At 40.0% G+C, this 18,620-nt stretch carries 13 protein-coding genes and 1 pseudogene; 4 read left to right on the forward strand and 10 right to left on the reverse strand.

What is annotated here, in order from left to right:
* Nucleotides 1-190, forward strand: a 190-nt coding sequence (locus Xsto_RS00005) for a tail fiber assembly protein (RefSeq protein WP_211284273.1), incomplete at its 5' end; no start/stop codon positions are given.
* Nucleotides 191-439: 249 nt separating this feature from the next.
* Here the strand turns inward: Xsto_RS00005 and Xsto_RS00010 are convergent.
* From Xsto_RS00010 to atoD, 3 genes and pseudogenes are all read right to left on the reverse strand, one after another.
* Nucleotides 440-1,300: pseudogene (locus Xsto_RS00010) on the reverse strand (TIGR00366 family protein); the annotation flags it as partial.
* Nucleotides 1,297-1,962 (reverse strand): 3-oxoacid CoA-transferase subunit B, encoded by a 666-nt coding sequence (locus Xsto_RS00015; RefSeq protein ID WP_099123698.1) that lies wholly within the window; start codon nucleotides 1,960-1,962, stop codon nucleotides 1,297-1,299. The pseudogene Xsto_RS00010 and the gene Xsto_RS00015, both read right to left, overlap by 4 nt.
* 14 nt (nucleotides 1,963-1,976) lie before the next feature.
* Nucleotides 1,977-2,627 carry an acetate CoA-transferase subunit alpha gene (atoD, locus tag Xsto_RS00020; protein WP_099108341.1) on the reverse strand — a complete coding sequence of 217 codons (651 nt, stop codon included), beginning with the start codon at nucleotides 2,625-2,627 and terminating at the stop codon, nucleotides 1,977-1,979.
* 1,254 nt (nucleotides 2,628-3,881) lie between these two features.
* Here atoD and Xsto_RS00025 point away from each other — a divergent pair.
* Nucleotides 3,882-4,475 (forward strand): lytic polysaccharide monooxygenase, encoded by a 594-nt coding sequence (locus tag Xsto_RS00025; RefSeq protein WP_099123699.1) that lies wholly within the window; start codon nucleotides 3,882-3,884, stop codon nucleotides 4,473-4,475.
* A gap of 16 nt (nucleotides 4,476-4,491) precedes the next feature.
* On the opposite strand, the gene Xsto_RS00030 is transcribed toward Xsto_RS00025, so the two are convergent.
* The 7 genes from Xsto_RS00030 to ubiG all read right to left on the reverse strand — a co-directional run bounded on the left by Xsto_RS00030 (nucleotide 4,492) and on the right by ubiG (nucleotide 12,726).
* Nucleotides 4,492-4,950: a lysozyme gene (locus Xsto_RS00030; RefSeq protein WP_099123700.1), complete on the reverse strand. Its 459-nt coding sequence runs from the start codon at nucleotides 4,948-4,950 to the stop codon at nucleotides 4,492-4,494.
* Nucleotides 4,951-5,618: 668 nt separating this feature from the next.
* Entirely contained in the window at nucleotides 5,619-6,074 is a 456-nt protein-coding gene (locus Xsto_RS00035; RefSeq protein ID WP_141554477.1) for a hypothetical protein, read from the reverse strand.
* 710 nt (nucleotides 6,075-6,784) lie between these two features.
* Nucleotides 6,785-7,555 carry an N-acetylmuramoyl-L-alanine amidase gene (locus Xsto_RS00040; RefSeq protein ID WP_099108345.1) on the reverse strand — a complete coding sequence of 257 codons (771 nt, stop codon included), beginning with the start codon at nucleotides 7,553-7,555 and terminating at the stop codon, nucleotides 6,785-6,787.
* Nucleotides 7,556-7,930: 375 nt separating this feature from the next.
* A complete protein-coding gene (gene yfaE / locus Xsto_RS00045; RefSeq protein WP_099108346.1) occupies nucleotides 7,931-8,197 on the reverse strand; it encodes a class I ribonucleotide reductase maintenance protein YfaE in 267 nt (88 codons plus the stop codon).
* A 1-nt stretch (nucleotide 8,198) separates the two neighbouring features.
* Nucleotides 8,199-9,329 (reverse strand): class Ia ribonucleoside-diphosphate reductase subunit beta, encoded by a 1,131-nt coding sequence (gene nrdB / locus Xsto_RS00050; protein WP_099108347.1) that lies wholly within the window; start codon nucleotides 9,327-9,329, stop codon nucleotides 8,199-8,201.
* Between the two features lie 12 nt (nucleotides 9,330-9,341).
* Nucleotides 9,342-11,633, reverse strand: a complete 2,292-nt coding sequence (gene nrdA / locus Xsto_RS00055) for a class 1a ribonucleoside-diphosphate reductase subunit alpha (protein WP_099123702.1) — start codon at nucleotides 11,631-11,633, stop codon at nucleotides 9,342-9,344.
* Nucleotides 11,634-11,991: 358 nt separating this feature from the next.
* On the reverse strand, nucleotides 11,992-12,726 hold the full coding sequence (gene ubiG / locus Xsto_RS00060) for a bifunctional 2-polyprenyl-6-hydroxyphenol methylase/3-demethylubiquinol 3-O-methyltransferase UbiG (protein ID WP_099123703.1): 735 nt from the start codon (nucleotides 12,724-12,726) through the stop codon (nucleotides 11,992-11,994).
* 209 nt (nucleotides 12,727-12,935) lie between these two features.
* Here ubiG and gyrA point away from each other — a divergent pair, with 209 nt between their 5' ends.
* Together gyrA and rcsC are read left to right on the forward strand one after the other, a co-directional pair.
* Nucleotides 12,936-15,578 carry a DNA topoisomerase (ATP-hydrolyzing) subunit A gene (gyrA, locus tag Xsto_RS00065; RefSeq protein ID WP_099108350.1) on the forward strand — a complete coding sequence of 881 codons (2,643 nt, stop codon included), beginning with the start codon at nucleotides 12,936-12,938 and terminating at the stop codon, nucleotides 15,576-15,578.
* Between the two features lie 164 nt (nucleotides 15,579-15,742).
* A complete protein-coding gene (gene rcsC / locus Xsto_RS00070; protein ID WP_099123704.1) occupies nucleotides 15,743-18,595 on the forward strand; it encodes a two-component system sensor histidine kinase RcsC in 2,853 nt (950 codons plus the stop codon).
* Nucleotides 18,596-18,620 lie beyond the last annotated feature (25 nt).

Genomic DNA, 18,620 nt, shown 5'->3' on the forward strand with positions numbered 1-18,620 from the left:
GTCTCGAAAACGGCAACTGCTAACGGAAGCCAAAGAAAAAATCGATATCTGGCAGGACGCCGTTGAGCTTGATATGGCAACGAAAGAAGAGAAAGCCGCCCTGCTCAAATGGAAAAAATACCGTGTCCTGCTCAACCGGGTGGATTGTTCCACTGCCCCCGATATCGTCTGGCCTGAACAGCCGGAGTGAGTCTGTCGCTTGAATGTCCGTGTCCAGATGCCGGTGGATTCGGTGCGGAATGTGAAGCAGAAGATGGTAGAGGTTAGGCTGAACGGATGGAACCAAGAATTTAATTGGTTCCGCCATTTTTGATATAATTAGATATGACGCGCAAATAGCCTATCCGGTATTTTACCAAAACAGGACAAGATACCGGACAATAATTTATTTATTTATTTATTTTTGTATTAATTTCAAATATATAAATTAAATAATTGCTTTATGTAGTAATAAACCGGTCAGCAGGAAAATCATGTTGACTGTGTTGATGGTAATATTAAAACCATTGCTGAAAAAATATATGCCGAGGTAGGTAAATCCCAGTATTCCGATGAGCCCTGCGATAATACGGCTTTCTTCCATACGTTCAGATAACGGGGCATTTTCTGGCAATTTTTTCTGATAATCAGGCTCTTCTTCCAGCAATGCTGGATCGATTATCACAATATCCTCTTTCTTTGGCATCATCATACGGGTGACAAACGGCATCACAACGATAAGGCTGAGAGTGATAAAGATATTGTAACGGGTAAATAGGGTCTGGCTAATGGGTATCAGGCCTGCAATATGTTCAACCGGATTACCGGGAGTTGCAGCCAACAGTGGCATTGAGCCGGAAAAACCACCTCCCCATGTCAGAAAACCGATGTAAGCACAAGCTATCAGTAACGGGTAATCTGAGCCGGGTATCCTACGTGCTACTTCACGGGCAAACATCGCGCCAACAACCAGACCAAATCCCCAATTAATCACACAGGCAATGGAGCCAAAAAAAGTCACCAACATCACTCCCTGAGCAGGATTTTTTGCCAGTGAAGCAGTCAGCCTCAGAAGGCGCTTAACCGGATCGGAACTTGCCAGTGCATGTCCCGTGACTATAATCAGCGCCATCTGCATTCCGAAGGCAAGTAAGTTCCAGAAACCATCCCCCCACATTTTTGCCAGATCCACAGAAGTGCTAGGCGTCAACGATAGCGCAATAATAAAGGTAAGTATGGTGAGTAACATGGCAAAGATGAGAGGGTCAGGCAGGTAACGGCTAACAATCCGTGTCATTATACGAGAAATGCGACCTATCATAGGCCATCTCCGATCACACCAGAAAACATCGGCTTTACATTAGGAGAGATGATAAATTCAGCCTCAGTTTTCACTTTGATAGTGTCAATGTCTATACCCGGTGCATACTCAGACAATATCATCTGATTATTTTCGAAACGGAATACTGCAAGTTCCGTGATCAATGTATCCACCGCATTTACTGCTGTCAGTGGCATAGTACACTCACGCAAAATTTTGGCTGAACCCTCTTTTGCACAATGTTCCATTGCAATAATCACCTTACGGGCTCCGGTGACCAAATCCATTGCACCACCCATACCTGTTATCCTTTTTCCCGGTATCAACCAATTAGCTAGGTTTGCATTCTGGTCAACCTGCAAGCCCCCCAGTACACTGACGTCAATATGACCACCTCGGATCAGCGCAAAAGAAAAAGCACTGTCAAACATAGAGGCTCCCGGCAATACACCACAAGGTTGCCCTCCTGCGTTCACCAAATCTTTATCAGCCTGTGTAACAGGCCCCAAACCAAGAAAACCGTTTTCAGACTGTAGGGTAATATGCACTCCCTCTGGCAAATAGTTCGCCACCTGAGTCGGAAGACCAATACCAAGATTAACAATATCTCCATCGTTCAATTCAAGGGCTACACGGCGAGCGATAAATTCTTTAACGTCCATAGTTAATTCCCTTTTTATTTAACAATGAGATAATCAATAATGGCTCCCGGCGTGACAATATGATCCGGATCGAGAGAACCGACAGGAACAATTTCATCCGGTTCAACAAATGTGGTATCTGCGGCCAGTGCAATAAGCGGGTTAAAATTACGGGCGCTGAGATGATAAGTCAGATTGCCGAAAGTATCGGCTTTATGAGCCTGAATCAGAGCCAGATCAGCATATAATGGCAGCTCCAGAAGATATTCACGGCCATTGATCATTTTCTTTTCTTTCCCTTCTTCCACCATGGTTCCCACACCTGTTGGAGTTAGAAAACCACCCAATCCCGCACCAGCACAACGGATCCGTTCAGCCAGTGTTCCTTGTGGTATCAGCTGCACTTCCATTTCACCGGAAATCATGCGGCGGCCTGTTTCCGGATTAGTTCCGATATGAGAAGCAATGACTTTTTTTACCCGCCCATTGACAATCAAAGGCCCCAGACCAATATTAACGAGCGCGGTATCATTGGTAATAAGGGTCAAATCTTTTACCCCTGAATCAAATAACGCTGTAACTAAATGTGGTGGAGTGCCAACTGCCATAAATCCGCCAACCATAACGGTCATTCCATCACAAAAGAATTCCTTTGCCTGCTCAATCGTTATTTGTTTATTTTTCATGTTACTTTCCTTATTAATAAAATCCTCTTCAACAATGAAATAATAAAGTGGATAAAAAAATATTAAATTTTAATTTTTCCACCCATAATAGAATAATTAAGACAACAAATTTTATTGAATCTATATAAATTGATAGAAATTAGCTTATTATGTGGTAATAAAATTTAAACACTGAGAAATTTATGACATGAAAATCCCAAACGAAAAAATAATTCTAAAAACAAATAATTGGATTGTTAATCATAGGATTGATTCATCCCTTCCTGGCTATGTGATACTACAATCCAGACATAACCATATGAATCTTTGTGATTTATCAAACAAATCCATACAGGAAATGGGAATTCTTATGGGATATATTGAAAAAACCTTAAAAAAATTTATTTTTCTAAAACACTTCTATATATACATAATGGATTTCAAGATGCATCGCGGCGGCAAGAGAGTGAATCCCCGGGAGCATAGATAACTATGTGACCGGGGTGAGCCAGCGCAGCCAACAAAGAAGCAACTTGAAAGACGAAGTGTATAGGAAGATATGGTCATACACCCAATACACCATTTCACTTTCATTTTATACCTGTATCAAAATGGATATTGAATTTATTCTGGAGTGATGAACGTTATCGGATATTAGGTAATTTTGGGAAATCATCAGAGTCACACCTTACTGATGGAGCTGAACTCACTTTTTTATTTGGCGTGAATTTTGCGAGAAAGAAATTTCACCGCCAGTGCAAGGAGTGTCTGTTGATGGAATTATTTCAGCACTAAAAATAGAACTGAAAAACGCAATAACCGTTTCATGAGAAAGAATCACCCAGAAAATTCAATTGATAATCAAAGCATTAACCACCCAAAGATCAATGTTATCATGATAGGATATGACACGTATTGTATTCAAATATATAAAAAAAGAGAGCTATTTATTATCTGTTTATTGTATGCTAGCTTCATGTAACATATATTACTATCAAAGTATGTTTTCACACACCCTCATTTGCTTCTTATTATTCCTTCACCCTCCTTGTTTTCTGGGAGGGTTCTTTGTTATATATACCCAAATTCTTTTAGAAATTCTCTCCTTCTATTACACCTGTAATATAAATTAAGTATTTATAACTTAATGATTTTGTTATAAACACTCATATGTATTACTGTATAAATCACATATATTTTATAATAGTGATTTAATATAACACATTAATAAATTTACTATTTTTACAGTCAAGCACGGAAAATAGGACTTTTATCATGAATATTAAAAAGCCATTATTGTTAGTAGGACTGACAGCTTTATTCTCTACTCCTCTATTTGCTAATGCTGAGTCTCAGAATCGCCATGGCTATATAGAAAACCCTCCAAGCAGAGCACTTCTATGTAAAAAAGGAATCAATAAAAATTGTGGCCCTGTCATGTATGAACCCCAATCTGTTGAAGGCCCGAAAGGATTTCCTGAAGCAGGGCCACCTGATGGCCAGATAGCCAGTGCGGGTGTTGGACAATTCAAACAGCTCAATGAACAAAGCGCAGATCGTTGGCATCACGTTCCGGTTAATAAAGGACAAAATACATTTAAATGGCATTTAACTGCCCGACACAGCACGACATCATGGCAGTTTTTTATAACTAAACCTGACTGGGATCCGAATAAACCTCTTGCTCGCGCGCAATTCGATCTTACGCCTTTCTGCTCACAGGAAGATCATGGAAAACGGCCACCACAGGAAGTGAATATTGACTGTGAGGTTCCTGAGCGCTCAGGCTACCACGTGATCCTTGGTGTCTGGACAATCGCTGATACGTCCAATGCTTTCTATCAGGTCATTGATGCTGATATAAAATAGTTATCTGGGGCATTAATTATGTGCTGGTGAAAGAGCCAGCACATGATAAAAACATTTTTTGTTCGGATTTTCGACGGGCCAGTAACGCGGGTAATTCGTGCCCGTTGGCCTGATCCCATTTCAGAAATTCCTGCGCAGCACCTTGATAATTACCCTCATTCAATTTCTTCAGTAACGTTGAACGAAGAAAATTACCAATGCCCACATTAAAAATGAACGAACATAACGCATCGAATTGTCCCTGTGTTAAAGCTACCTTAACGAATCGTTGTAATACGGCATAAATAGGGGTTAAATCTTCAAGCAAAAATGCTTCTGCTTGTTGGCAGGTAATCACCTGACCGGGAACAACTCCTTTCGTATGTCCATAACCTATTGTCCAAGGCTCAGCGCCTGTCGCAGGGTCTGGATAAGCTTTTAGTCTCAGACCCTCATAACTTTTTATTGCATTGATGCCATTTTCACTGATTTCCATAAGCGCCCTCCAATAGTTGAATTCACTATCAGGTTAAAACTTATTCTTCTGGATAAAGTATAGACAGATTAAAAAGTTATACGCATATGTCACAGTACAAATGGTGATAAATCAACAGGTTATATTTACACAACCAACCAATTAAAACTTTAATTTCAATTGGTTATATGAAGTTACAAAAATATTTTAAATTTTAAAAAAATAATTTAATAAATACCTTGACTCTTTTCTGTTTGTGCATAAAATGCCACTCAGAATTTAGATTTTCGTGAAGTAAATCACAATTTATAAACTCTGAAAGGAAACCATCATGAAATCTGTAAAATCTTTCTTCTCCAATGTACATTGTGTTGTTATTCGTCTGTCAACAAAACGTTTCATGTAAAAAACTATGCCAATGCTGAAAAAATAAGCCAGTTAAAATAAAAAACTGGCTTTTTATTATTCAATTTTCAAAATAGTCTGACTGATTCTCTAAAATGTATTAATCGCAATGTGATCTATCACATTAGATTAAAAGGCATGATTCAGATGAATGGCTATGAGGAGTGGCAGCATGAAGAATTACTCAGTAGTTCGTAACGTTTTATAATAAAAATCCATTAACAACATAGGCTAATTTAACTCAATAACCTGATTGATTTAGGTGAAATTTTATTTCGTATTACTCATCGTTTTTTGACACAGTACTCTAAAGAGAGAATATAAGCCCCCTTTAGGCTAGGAATATTTATTTTAGAAATAAAAAACTCATTTTTACCCGGTCTAAAATACCCCAATCCATAACCTTGTCCACCATATATTAAAGTGTTTTCACCTATCTCTAAGAGATCTTTTTTATTTAAGATGCCAAATTTAGTGATCAGAGTTAATTTAGGGCTGACAAATTCTTGAGGTTTTATTTCATGAATAATAAAACTCGCATTTTTATAAGAAACTGTAGCTGTATCCTGATTTGCAGAAAAAAAATACATCCCGCCACTCCTGAGAGTAGCATCATTCAATTCCTTATTTATTTTGCACAAATATTCGCCATCATAAGGTGATTTTGCCTCAGCGGTATTATATATGGTTGTAACTACCCCTACCGTCATGACAATCACAACTAACCGTACTCCCATCATAGGCTCCTGACAATCTTCGTAACGGTATATACTCGTCGTCTTTTAAGTTGCCTCGTTTTCTGGCCGCACCCTACCTCTGATGACTATCGTTAATTATAAACGCATAGTTATTTGTCTATGCTCCAGAAAATTTATTCTATTGCTACCACAACACAGTTTAAGATATTTTCAGTATAAAACACTTTATATAATCCATGGATTAAAAAAATCCATAAAGAAAACATTAAGATTAGATTAGCATTTACCAAAGAGCAAGGATGAAACAAAAAAGCATAACAATATATGCGATTAAAACAATAAATTTCACCTAAAATAGATATTACCTATAATTTATATTAATAATGGCATAGAGTTTCAAAAAGGCACGATATTAATAATTTTCCATTATTATCAATAGGTTAATTTATATAGCAAAGATATAAATGGAGTTATATTCAGTGAAACTTAGAATTGTATCCTAACAGTAAAGAAAAAATCTGCTCAGCCAATGGCTAATTTTCAGTGAGATTTTGATACATCTTTGGTCACCATATTTTTATAAATAAGATGACCGATGAGTGGATGCAGCCAAAAAGAAACAGCTTAAAAGATAAAGAGTGTAATTCGTTCTTATCATTTGCCGGGACTGTATTTAATACAAACAAACTCTAAGATAAGACATTAATGAAAATTTCATAAAATCATATTACGAATAATTGTTCTATTATTTTCTAGGCTTTGTGAAAATATTTTTCAACTAATGCATATATAATTGCGACAGTTTCTATATCAGAAATTCCATCATAATTTGACTGGCGAAAGTGCATTTGAAATGCTTTAATTAAATTTTTAAAACCGTCATTATCATTCAAGTTAGGGACATCATAACCATACTGACTAAATTTTTTCAAAATATCGGCTCTATCAGGAAGAGATTGATTAAACTCTTTAATATATTTTTGTTTTACCTCTTCGTCATACCACGCTCCTATTCCTGCATCATATAATTCTTTCCAAGGAAACGCAGGGCCTGGATCACTTTTCCTACCCACAGCAATATCAGAATGCCCGATAACATGAGTCGGGGTAATATCCGGGTATCGCTGTAGTATATTAACGACTAACTCCTTAATCGCATTAATCTGATCTGGATGATAAGGTGGAAAAGTTATAACACCACAATTATCGCTGGCTTCATTAATAATCTCTATGCCAATAGATGTATCATTCAGGTTATTTCTTCCTGACCAACTACTCATACCTGCGTGCCAGGCTCTTTCAGGCTCATCAACCAGATTAAATATACGAAGACAGTCAAATCCAGCTGCTTTATATGTTGGATCATCAGGGTTAGGCACTAAATAATGCGCACTGACTCCTTCCCCCGTCAATGCCTCGACTGATTTTTCGAAATTTAATGCAGTGTAATGCATCACTAAAAAACGGGGACGTCGATTAAAACTTTTGATTGAACGGTATGAGTTATAATCAATTTTATACATAGATATGCTCCTTACCTTTTACTTATCTTATCGATTAAATTGTTTTAAATGAATCACTCCGCCAAAAACAGCAGAGAATTAAATCCTAATAGATTAAAATTACATAAAATATCTATAATCACTGAATTAACTAAATTTATTTTTCTGGCACTGCCAATATTCAGTAAAGATTGGATAGTATTTATAAAGATAAGGGAATTAATAACAAGAAGCAATGGAGAAGAAAGGTCAACAACGAGAAAAAGTAAGCATATCAATTCATATCTCTAATATACTTACTATTAATAATGGCTTTAATATTGGACAGCAGTGAAAATTTACAATTTCTCTGCCTTATTTACTATCTACCGGATAGAAAATTTCCGTCAATATCAATCAAGGCTCAATTTCAATATCAGAAAGAGGATAACAGCTACAAGGTAAAATCTCGCCCTCATTAACGAATGCTAATGGCTTACAAGGATACCCTACCTTCCCTTTTAGCAATCGAACACGACAAGAACCACAGTATCCTTCACGACATTGATATTCAATCTGTACTTTGCCTTGTTCTAAAGCTTCCAACAGATTACTGTGAAGACGGGAAGAGTAATAGACAGATAATCCCTGCCTCAAAGGCAGGGTAACTTTGTAATCAGCCATATCAGAGTTCGAAACCGCTGAGATCCTCAGTATTGACTTCCGAATCAATCTGACCAACCAAATAAGAGCTGACTTCGACTTCCTGTGGAGCCACCTGAACATTGTCAGAAACCAACCACGAATTGATCCAAGGAATCGGGTTTGAGCGGATTTCAAATGGCAGCTTCAGACCTACAGCCTGCATGCGAATATTAGTAATATATTCAACATACTGACTCAGAATATCTTTATTCAGGCCAATCATCGAACCATCTTTAAACAGATACTCTGCCCATTCTTTTTCCTGTTCAGCTGCCTGTACAAACAGGTCATAACACTGCTGTTCACACTCTTGTGCAATTTCTGCCATTTCAGGATCATCCTGACCAGAGCGCAGCAGGTTCAGCATGTGTTGAGTGCCTGTTAAATGCAGGGCTTCATCACGAGCGATCAATTTGATGATTTTTGCATTGCCTTCCATCAATTCACGTTCAGCAAATGCAAATGAACAAGCAAAGCTGACATAGAAACGAATCGCTTCCAGCGCATTGACACTCATCAAGCATAAATAAAGCTGTTTTTTCAGTGCGCGTAAACTCACTGTGATTTCCTGACCCGCAACATTATACGTACCCTCACCCAACTGGTGATAGTAATTGGTCATTTCAATCAGATCGTCGTAATACTTCGAAATATCTTGCGCTCGTTTCAGGATCTGCTCATTTGTAACAATATCGTCAAATATAACAGCAGGATCATTCACGATATTACGGATAATATGTGTGTAAGAACGCGAATGAATTGTTTCTGAAAACGACCATGTTTCAACCCACGTTTCTAATTCTGGGATTGAAATCAGCGGCAGGAACGCTACGTTCGGGCTACGGCCCTGAATAGAATCCAGCAACGTCTGATATTTCAGATTACTAATAAAAATATGTTTTTCATGATCCGGCAGCGCGTTGTAATCGATGCGATCACGGGAAACATCAACTTCCTCAGGACGCCAGAAAAACGAGAGCTGTTTTTCAATCAGCTTTTCAAAAATAGGGTACTTCTGTTGATCATAACGCGCTACATTCACAGGTTGGCCGAAAAACATCGGCTCCTGTAACTGATCATTTTTTACTTGCGAAAAAGTAGTATAGGACATAGTTTCCTCAGATTAAATCTTACACGCGCCGCCTTCACAATCGGAATCAGCAGATTCGACAACTTCTTCCAAATCATCCTGAGCATCTTCCGCACCGTCTCGGGTGTTGTGGTAATACAGTGTCTTTACGCCATATTTGTAAGCGAGCAGTAAATCTTTCAGCAATTGGTTCATCGGAACTTTGCCGTTAGGGAAACGCGCTGGGTCATAGTTAGTGTTGGCAGAAATCGACTGATCGATAAATTTCTGCATGATCCCTACCAATTGCAGATAACCGTCAATGCTTGGCATTTGCCACAGCAATTCATAAGACCTTTTCAAACGATCATATTCCGGTACAACCTGGCGCAGAATGCCATCTTTTGATGCCTTAATGCTGACGTAACCTCTTGGTGGTTCAATACCATTCGTTGCATTGGAAATCTGTGAAGAAGTTTCCGATGGCATCAGCGCTGATAAGGTTGAGTTACGCAGACCATATTGCAGGATATCGCTACGCAGAGCTTCCCAATCCATATGCAATTGTTCACTGGTCAATGTATCCAGCGATTTTTTATAGGTATCAATCGGCAGAATGCCCTGTGAATAAGTTGTTTCACCAAACCACGGACATGCTCCCTGCTCTTTAGCCAGCTTATTGGAGGCCTTCAACAAATAGTACTGAATGGCTTCAAATGTTTTATGAGTCAAACTGTTCGCACTGCCATCAGAATAACGAACACCGTTTTTCGCCAGATAATAGGCAAAGTTAATGACACCAATACCCAGTGTACGACGCCCCATTGAACCCTGTTTAGCAGCAACAATCGGATAATCCTGATAATCCAATAAGGAATCCAGTGCGCGAACAGCCAAATCTGCCAGCTCTTCTAGCTCACTCAGATTCTCAATAGCTCCAAGGTTGAACGCAGACAGCGTACATAATGCGATCTCGCCATTTTCATCGTTAATGTTATCCAACGGTTTGGTCGGCAGAGCAATTTCCAGACACAGATTCGACTGACGAACAGGCGCAATAGCCGGATCAAACGGACTGTGTGTATTACAGTGGTCAACGTTCTGAATATAAATACGGCCGGTTGAAGCACGTTCCTGCATCATCAAAGAGAACAGTTCTACTGCTTTGATACGCTCTTTACGGATATTGCTGTCATTTTCATATTGCGTATACAGGCGTTCAAATTCATCCTGATCAGCAAAGAAAGCATCATATAACCCCGGTACATCGGACGGGCTGAACAGAGTAATGTCTTGCCCTTTGATCAAGCGCTCATACATCAGCTTGTTGATCTGCACACCATAGTCCATATGGCGAACACGGTTTCCTTCAACACCACGGTTGTTTTTCAGCACCAGCAGGCTTTCTACTTCCAGATGCCACATTGGGTAGAACAATGTCGCCGCACCACCACGAACACCCCCCTGAGAGCAGGATTTCACTGCTGTCTGGAAGTGTTTGTAAAATGGAATACAACCAGTATGGAAAGCCTCACCACCGCGGATCGGGCTGCCCAATGCACGGATACGGCCTGCATTCACCCCAATACCTGCACGCTGGGATACATATTTCACAATCGCACTGGATGTTGCATTGATAGAATCAAGGCTGTCACCACATTCAATCAGAACACAGGAGCTGAACTGACGGGTTGGAGTACGAACTCCCGCCATAATCGGCGTTGGTAATGAAATTTTAAAAGTAGAAACCGCATCGTAAAAACGACGGATATAATCCAGACGTGTTTCCTTCGGATAGGTGGAAAACAAGCATGCAGCTACCAGTACATACAAGAACTGGGCACTTTCATAAATTTCACCGGTAACACGGTTCTGTACCAGATATTTGCCTTCGAGCTGTTTAACAGCTGCGTAGGAAAAATCCATATCACGCAGATGGCTAATAAAACTGTCCATTTGCTCGAATTCTTCTTTGGAGTAGTCTTCCAGCAAATGTTTGTCATACTTACCTAAATCGACCATACGTACAACGTGGTCATATAACGCTGGCGGCTCAAATTGACCATAAGCCTTTTTGCGCAGGTTAAAAATGGCTAAACGCGCTGCCAGATACTGGTAATCCGGAGCATCACCTGAGATCAGGTCCGCAGCAGCCTTAATCATGGTTTCATGGATATCGGATGTTTTAATACCGTCATAAAATTGAATCTGGGAACGCAACTCTACTTGTGATACTGAGACATTTTTCAGCCCTTCGGCAGCCCAGGCAACAACCCGGTGAATTTTATCAAGATCAATTTGTTCTTTATGCCCATCACGCTTGGTTACTAGCAGACTCTGGTTCATGAGGAAATACACCTTCTTTTTCGTATCTCACCTTGAATTGTTTTTCCTGTCCGTTGACAGCACGATGCCCCCAAGAAGACTGAAAGTCAGTTGGGAACTAGTAGCAGTGAAACGTCCAGAAACACAATATATAGGGGGTAAATAAAACTGTAATAACAAGATAATGTTAATTTCGCATTTTATCAAGTGTACAAAATCGGGAAGTTTTGTGGATAACTTGAGGATTAATTTTGTCAAAAAGCCGATAACCTGCGTAGTTACTTGATGTTACTTTCGCAAACCTATCGGCAGAAACTCAAAAATAAAAACTTAAAAAAAGTATCTATTTGTTGTTTTATTAATCCTTTAATCGATCTTGTTAAGCGGATTGGGTATGAAGCATGTAATTCACATCCACATTGTGTCCAAGACGAAATTTATCTGTTAACGGATTGTAATGAAGACCAATAATATGTTGATCTTTCAGGGAAGTTTTATCCAGCCAGCCAATTAGCTCCGAAGGGCGGATAAATTTTTTCGCATCATGTGTTCCTTTTGGCACCATGTTCAAAATATATTCAGCGCCAATAACAGCGATTAGCCACGCTTTTCGATTACGGTTAATAGTGGAAAAAAATACATGGCCACCAGGTTTAACCAGTTTGGCACAAGCGCGAATAGCCGACCCCGGATCGGGGACGTGTTCCAGCATTTCCATACAGGTAACGACATCATAGGCGTGCGGATGCTGTTCGGCATGACTTTCCACGGTTTCCTGCACATAAGTCACCGACATACCGGATTCCAAGGCGTGCAGCCGGGCAACCTGCAATGGCTCAAAACCCATGTCCAGACCGGTCACATCTGCCCCTTCACGAGCCATACTCTCTGACAGTATTCCGCCACCACATCCGACATCCAGTACTTTTTTACCAAAAAGTCCTTCGGCTCGTTGCAAGATATAATTCAAGCGTAATGGATTAATACGGTGCAATGGCTTAAATTCGCCGTCAAGGTCCCACCATCGGGAAGCAACTGCTTCAAATTTTTCGATTTCCTGTTGATCCACGTTGGTATGTGATTGAGTGTGTGAATCGGGGGTTTTAGCGTTCATCAGCAATATCGCTCCTAGGAACTGCTTCACAGAAAACTGGTTCACAGAAAACTGATTCACAGAAAATGTAACAGTATTATGGGGATGTGTGATAAGAAACTATTATACACACCTTAATCTTGAAATACCCGCATCTGATTTTTATAAAACTGTCAATTTGTGGTATAATTCTAAGCCTTTGAATTCGGAGTATGAGGGACAGTGGCTCCATGAGCGACATTGCCAGAGAAATCACCCCGGTCAATATCGAAGAAGAGCTGAAAAGCTCATATCTGGATTATGCGATGTCCGTTATTGTTGGACGCGCACTGCCAGATGTTCGAGACGGACTGAAGCCCGTACATCGCCGTGTACTTTTTGCGATGAATGTACTGGGAAATGATTGGAATAAACCCTATAAAAAATCTGCCCGCGTTGTTGGGGATGTGATCGGTAAATACCATCCACACGGCGACACCGCTGTTTACGACACGATCGTTCGTCTGGCACAGCCATTCTCCATGCGTTATATGCTGGTTGACGGTCAGGGGAACTTTGGGTCAGTTGACGGCGACTCTGCGGCTGCGATGCGTTATACCGAAGTACGCATGTCAAAAATAGCCCATGAATTGCTGGCAGACCTGGAAAAAGAGACCGTCGATTTTGTGCCTAACTATGATGGCACTGAGCAAATTCCCGATGTAATGCCAACCCGTATCCCCAATCTACTGGTGAATGGTTCATCAGGGATTGCGGTCGGCATGGCAACTAACATACCGCCTCATAACCTGTCTGAGGTGATCGATGGCTGTCTGGCTTATATTGATGATGAAAATATCAGTATTGAAGGCCTGATGGAATATATTCCGGGGCCTGATTTCCCGACAGCAGCCATTATTAATGGTCGTCGTGGTATTCAGGAAGCCTACCGCACTGGTCGCGGTAAAGTTTATATCCGTGCCCGCGCAGAAGTTGAAACTGACGAGAAAAATGGCCGCGAAACCATTATCGTCAATGAAATCCCTTATCAGGTAAACAAAGCTCGCCTGATTGAGAAAATCGCTGAACTGGTGAAAGATAAGCGTATCGAAGGGATTAGTGCGTTACGTGACGAATCCGATAAAGATGGTATGCGCATCGTTATCGAAGTAAAACGTGATGCGGTCGGTGAAGTTGTTCTGAATAATCTGTACTCTCTCACCCAGTTGCAGGTTTCATTCGGTATCAACATGGTTGCTCTGCATCAGGGTCAACCTAAGCTGCTTAACCTGAAAGAAATTCTTTCTGCATTTGTCAGCCACCGCCGGGAAGTTGTCACCCGCAGAACGATTTTTGAACTACGCAAAGCCCGTGATCGTGCTCATATCCTTGAAGCACTGGCTATTGCGCTGGCAAATATCGATCCGGTTATCGAATTAATCCGCCGTGCTCCTACTCCTGCTGAAGCGAAAGCCAACCTCATTTCTCAGGCATGGGAATTAGGTAATGTTGCAGCAATGCTGGCTCAGGCCGGTGACGATGCCGCTCGTCCTGAGTGGCTGGAGCCAGAATTTGGTATTCGTGACGGCAAGTACTATCTGACCGAACAACAGGCTCAGGCTATTTTGGATCTGCGTTTGCAGAAACTGACCGGTCTGGAGCACGAAAAGCTGCTTGATGAATACCGCGAGCTGCTGAAAGTTATCGCTGAACTGATGTTCATTCTGGAAAGCCCTGAGCGTCTGCTGGAAGTCATCCGGGAAGAGTTACTTGCCATCAAAGAGCAGTATAACGATAAACGTCGTACTGAACTGACTGAAAACTCAGCAGATATCAACATTGAAGACCTGATCAATCAGGAAGATGTTGTGGTCACACTTTCCCATCAGGGATATGTAAAGTACCAGCCTCTGTCTGATTATGAAGCCCAGCGCCGTGGTGGTAAGGGTAAATCCGCAGCACGTATCAAAGAAGAAGATTTCATTGAGCGTCTTCTGGTAGCCAATACTCACGATACAATTCTTTGCTTCTCTAACAAAGGCAAAATGTACTGGCTCAAAGTCTATCAGTTGCCAGAAGCAAGTCGCGGAGCCCGTGGCCGCCCAATCGTCAACCTGTTGCCATTAGGTCAGGATGAACGCATTACCGCTATTCTGCCGGTACGTGAATATGAAGAAGGTCTGAATATCTTCATGGCAACTGCAAGCGGCGTTGTTAAGAAGACTAAACTCAGCGAATTCAGCCGTCCGCGTAGCGCCGGTATTATCGCCGTTAATCTGAATGAAGGCGATGAACTGATCGGTGTTGACCTGACTGATGGCAGTAATGAAGTCATGCTATTCTCTGCACAGGGTAAAGTTGTCCGCTTCCTTGAAGAAGAGGAAGAAACGCTGGAAGATGGTACGGTTCGCGTGAAAGGCGTCCGTGCAATGGGACGTACTGCAACCGGAGTCCGGGGTATTAAACTGGCTGAAGGAGATAAAGTCGTTTCCCTGATTATTCCTCGCGGAGAAGGACAGATCCTGACGGTGACAGAAAACGGTTATGGAAAACGAACCGCAGAGAAAGAGTACCCAACCAAATCCCGTGCAACTCAGGGCGTTATCTCGATCAAGGTCAGTGAACGTAACGGTAATGTGATTGGGGCAATTCAGGTTGAACCAACCGATCAAATCATGATGATTACTGATGCCGGAACATTAGTACGCACCAGAGTGTCTGAAGTCAGCACCGTCGGCCGTAATACTCAAGGAGTTACCTTGATCCGCACGGCAGAAGATGAAAAAGTGGTTGGCTTGCAGCGTGTAGCTGAACCTGATGATGACGAAGACGAAGACGGTAATATAGTCACGCCTTCTGATGAAGAAGGTAATGGAGCAGAAAATCAGGAGTAACAACCTCTTTTTCTGAACCACTGATACATTAAAAAAAGCAGGTATAAAAAATACCTGCTTTTTTATGTGATTTTTTTTAGTACCAAATGCTACTTTGTATTCCCTGCTACACTAGTATATGCTGTTAACAGTTATTATTGACCACATTTTTATCAGGCGACCTCTTGAGATATCTATCTTCATTTCATACATCACTAAAGATATCCCGCTACCTTTTTCGGGTACTTGGTTTTATGTTATGGGCATTAGGCGCTTTATTAACCACTTTCTATCTGGCTAATATTTTTAATAAGGGTAAATCAGATATTCGTCAGGACTATAATACTGTCTACGATATAATGTTCTCCTATATTCGGAATACGACTGCTACTCTGCATGATCTCCAATATATGACGGAAAAATATTTATCCCATAAAAATGAAAAAAAACTGACTATTAACCTGCCACATAATAACTCCCATTTTTTGTATACACCGCTGAGTATCCATTCTAATTGTGACTTTCTGAGTAATGAACAAGACCACTACTTAAAATCATTAAATGAGTTGTTCTTCTTCTGGAAAGATAATATTGTTATGCCACAGGGTATTAATCAGGTTTTTTTAGTCGATATTCAAAGTATGTGCATGATGAATTCTCCAATTCGCGGGACAATAACCGATCCTGACATACTAAAAAAAATGGTTTATGAAAACTACCGACGTCTGATATTTGACCAAGAGAAAGGAAAAAATCAAAATATCTATTGGGCAGCGCCAAATACAAGTTCCGATAGTGGTAGTTTTTATATCCTTTCCCCTATTTATAGCAATGGAAAAATGATTGCAATGATAGGCGTCGAACAATCTATCAGGCTGGATACTTTTATCCCCGATCATGACAGGAATATTACTCTTACACTACTAAATCATTATAACAAGCCTGAGTTATATTATCCTGCAAAGAATAGTAATAAATCCAACACGATTGGCTACAATACGCAGGTGCCTTATTTTGGTTATAGTGAAAGCTTTTCTCATTTATTATTAAAACGGCGTTTAGCACCCTCATCATTCAGTGTGGTATATTCAGAACCCTTAATGAATATTTTTAATGCATTCAAGCATAAAATCATTAACAGTATTATTCTTAATATCACCTCTGCGATTCTGATTATCTTTTTTGTTTGGTTATTTGAGAGAAAAATGTTCTCTCCTGCTGAAAATAATGCTCTTCGCCTTGAAGAAAATGAGCAGTTTAACCATAAGATTGTCGCCTCAGCTCCTGTCGGCATCAGTATCTTACGGATTAGTGATGGTGCTAATATATTAAGTAATGAACTTGCACACAACTATACTAGAATGCTGACGTTTGAGGATCAAAAACGCATTATCGATATCATTTGCGATAAAAGCAGCAGCTACATTGATGTTGTCACCAGCAATAATAATCATCTGCAAATTAGTTTTGTACATTCACGCTATCGCAATGAAGAAGTCGCAATCTGTGTTCTGATTGATATCAGTACCCGGGCAAAAATGGAGAAATCATTACAGGAAATGGCCTCAGCCGCAGAGCAGGCCAACCAGGCAAAATCAATGTTTCTGGCAACAGTGAGTCATGAATTAAGGACGCCATTATATGGCATTATCGGAAACCTTGAATTACTACAGTCCTATCCATTGTCACCGGAAGCTGCTCGGTTATTATCGACAATGAATAATTCATCATCACTGCTGTTAAAGATTATTAGTGATATTCTTGATTTCTCCAAAATAGAATCTAATCAATTGAAAATTGATGCCAAAGAATTCAGCTGTAAAGAAATTATATCTCATGTAATTTCAAATTATCTACCCCTTATTGTGAAAAAAAATCTGGGATTCTATTGCTATATTGAACCGGATGTACCTGACTATATTAATAACGATCCGGTGAGGCTTCAGCAAATCATTTCCAACTTGTTAAATAATGCGATTAAATTTACAGAAACGGGCTGCATTGTTATATCCATCGCGATAAGACACGGCTATATGTATATCAGTATCAAAGATACAGGGCTAGGAATAGAAAATAAATTGCAGGCTCAGTTATTTGAACCATTTTTTCAAACCAGTACCAATAAAGAGAATGCATCACAAGGTACCGGATTGGGTTTAGCTATTTGTGAAAAATTAATCAACCTGATGGATGGTGATATTGAATTTGTATCCCAACAATATGTTGGCAGTATTTTCTCTATCCGGCTTCCGTTATATGGTGCAAAATATGATAAGGAAAAATACCAAACTAACATCTATTCTCCAAAGCATGCTCAACAAAAAATCGTCTTAGCTATTCACAATGATTGTTTAGAAAAATATCTGTACAACTTGCTTACAAAGGCACATTTTCAAATTGCTTTATATGATGAGAATAAAGACACTGACTCTGAATTGTTAATCAGTGATCTTCCTATTGAGCCCAATAATTCTGCCCATTATCATATTGAAATATCAGAGCAGCATATCGGGGCACCCAAAAACACCCATAATAATTACTGGTTGCATAACACTTACCAGATTAGCGATTTTGCTACTTTTATTGATAATCTGCTATCAAACAATAATTATATGGCCATACCTTCTGCTTCAACAATAACAACGCCAGTCAAAGTTGATGACAGATTGAATACAATTAGAATTTTAATTGTTGATGACCATCCTATCAATCGGCATTTACTTGTTGAACAATTAAGCTCATTAGGCCTCAAAACAGCCATGGCTCATGACGGACTTGATGCTATTGAATATCTGAGAAATAACGAGACTGATATTATTCTGACCGATGTTAACATGCCTAATATGGATGGTTATGAATTCACAAAATATTTAAGAAATAAAGGATATACTAAACCCATCATTGGGATTACAGCGAATGCAATGGCAGAGGAAAGGCAACGTTGTGCTGATGTCGGTATGGATTATTGTTTACTAAAACCAGTATCACTGACGAAATTAAAAGAAACATTAGTGGCACATATAAGATCGGCAACATAAATCACCGATCCTACACTGAAAGAAA

Source organism: Xenorhabdus stockiae (assembly GCF_002632825.1).
Taxonomy (GTDB): Bacteria; Pseudomonadota; Gammaproteobacteria; order Enterobacterales; family Enterobacteriaceae; genus Xenorhabdus; species Xenorhabdus stockiae.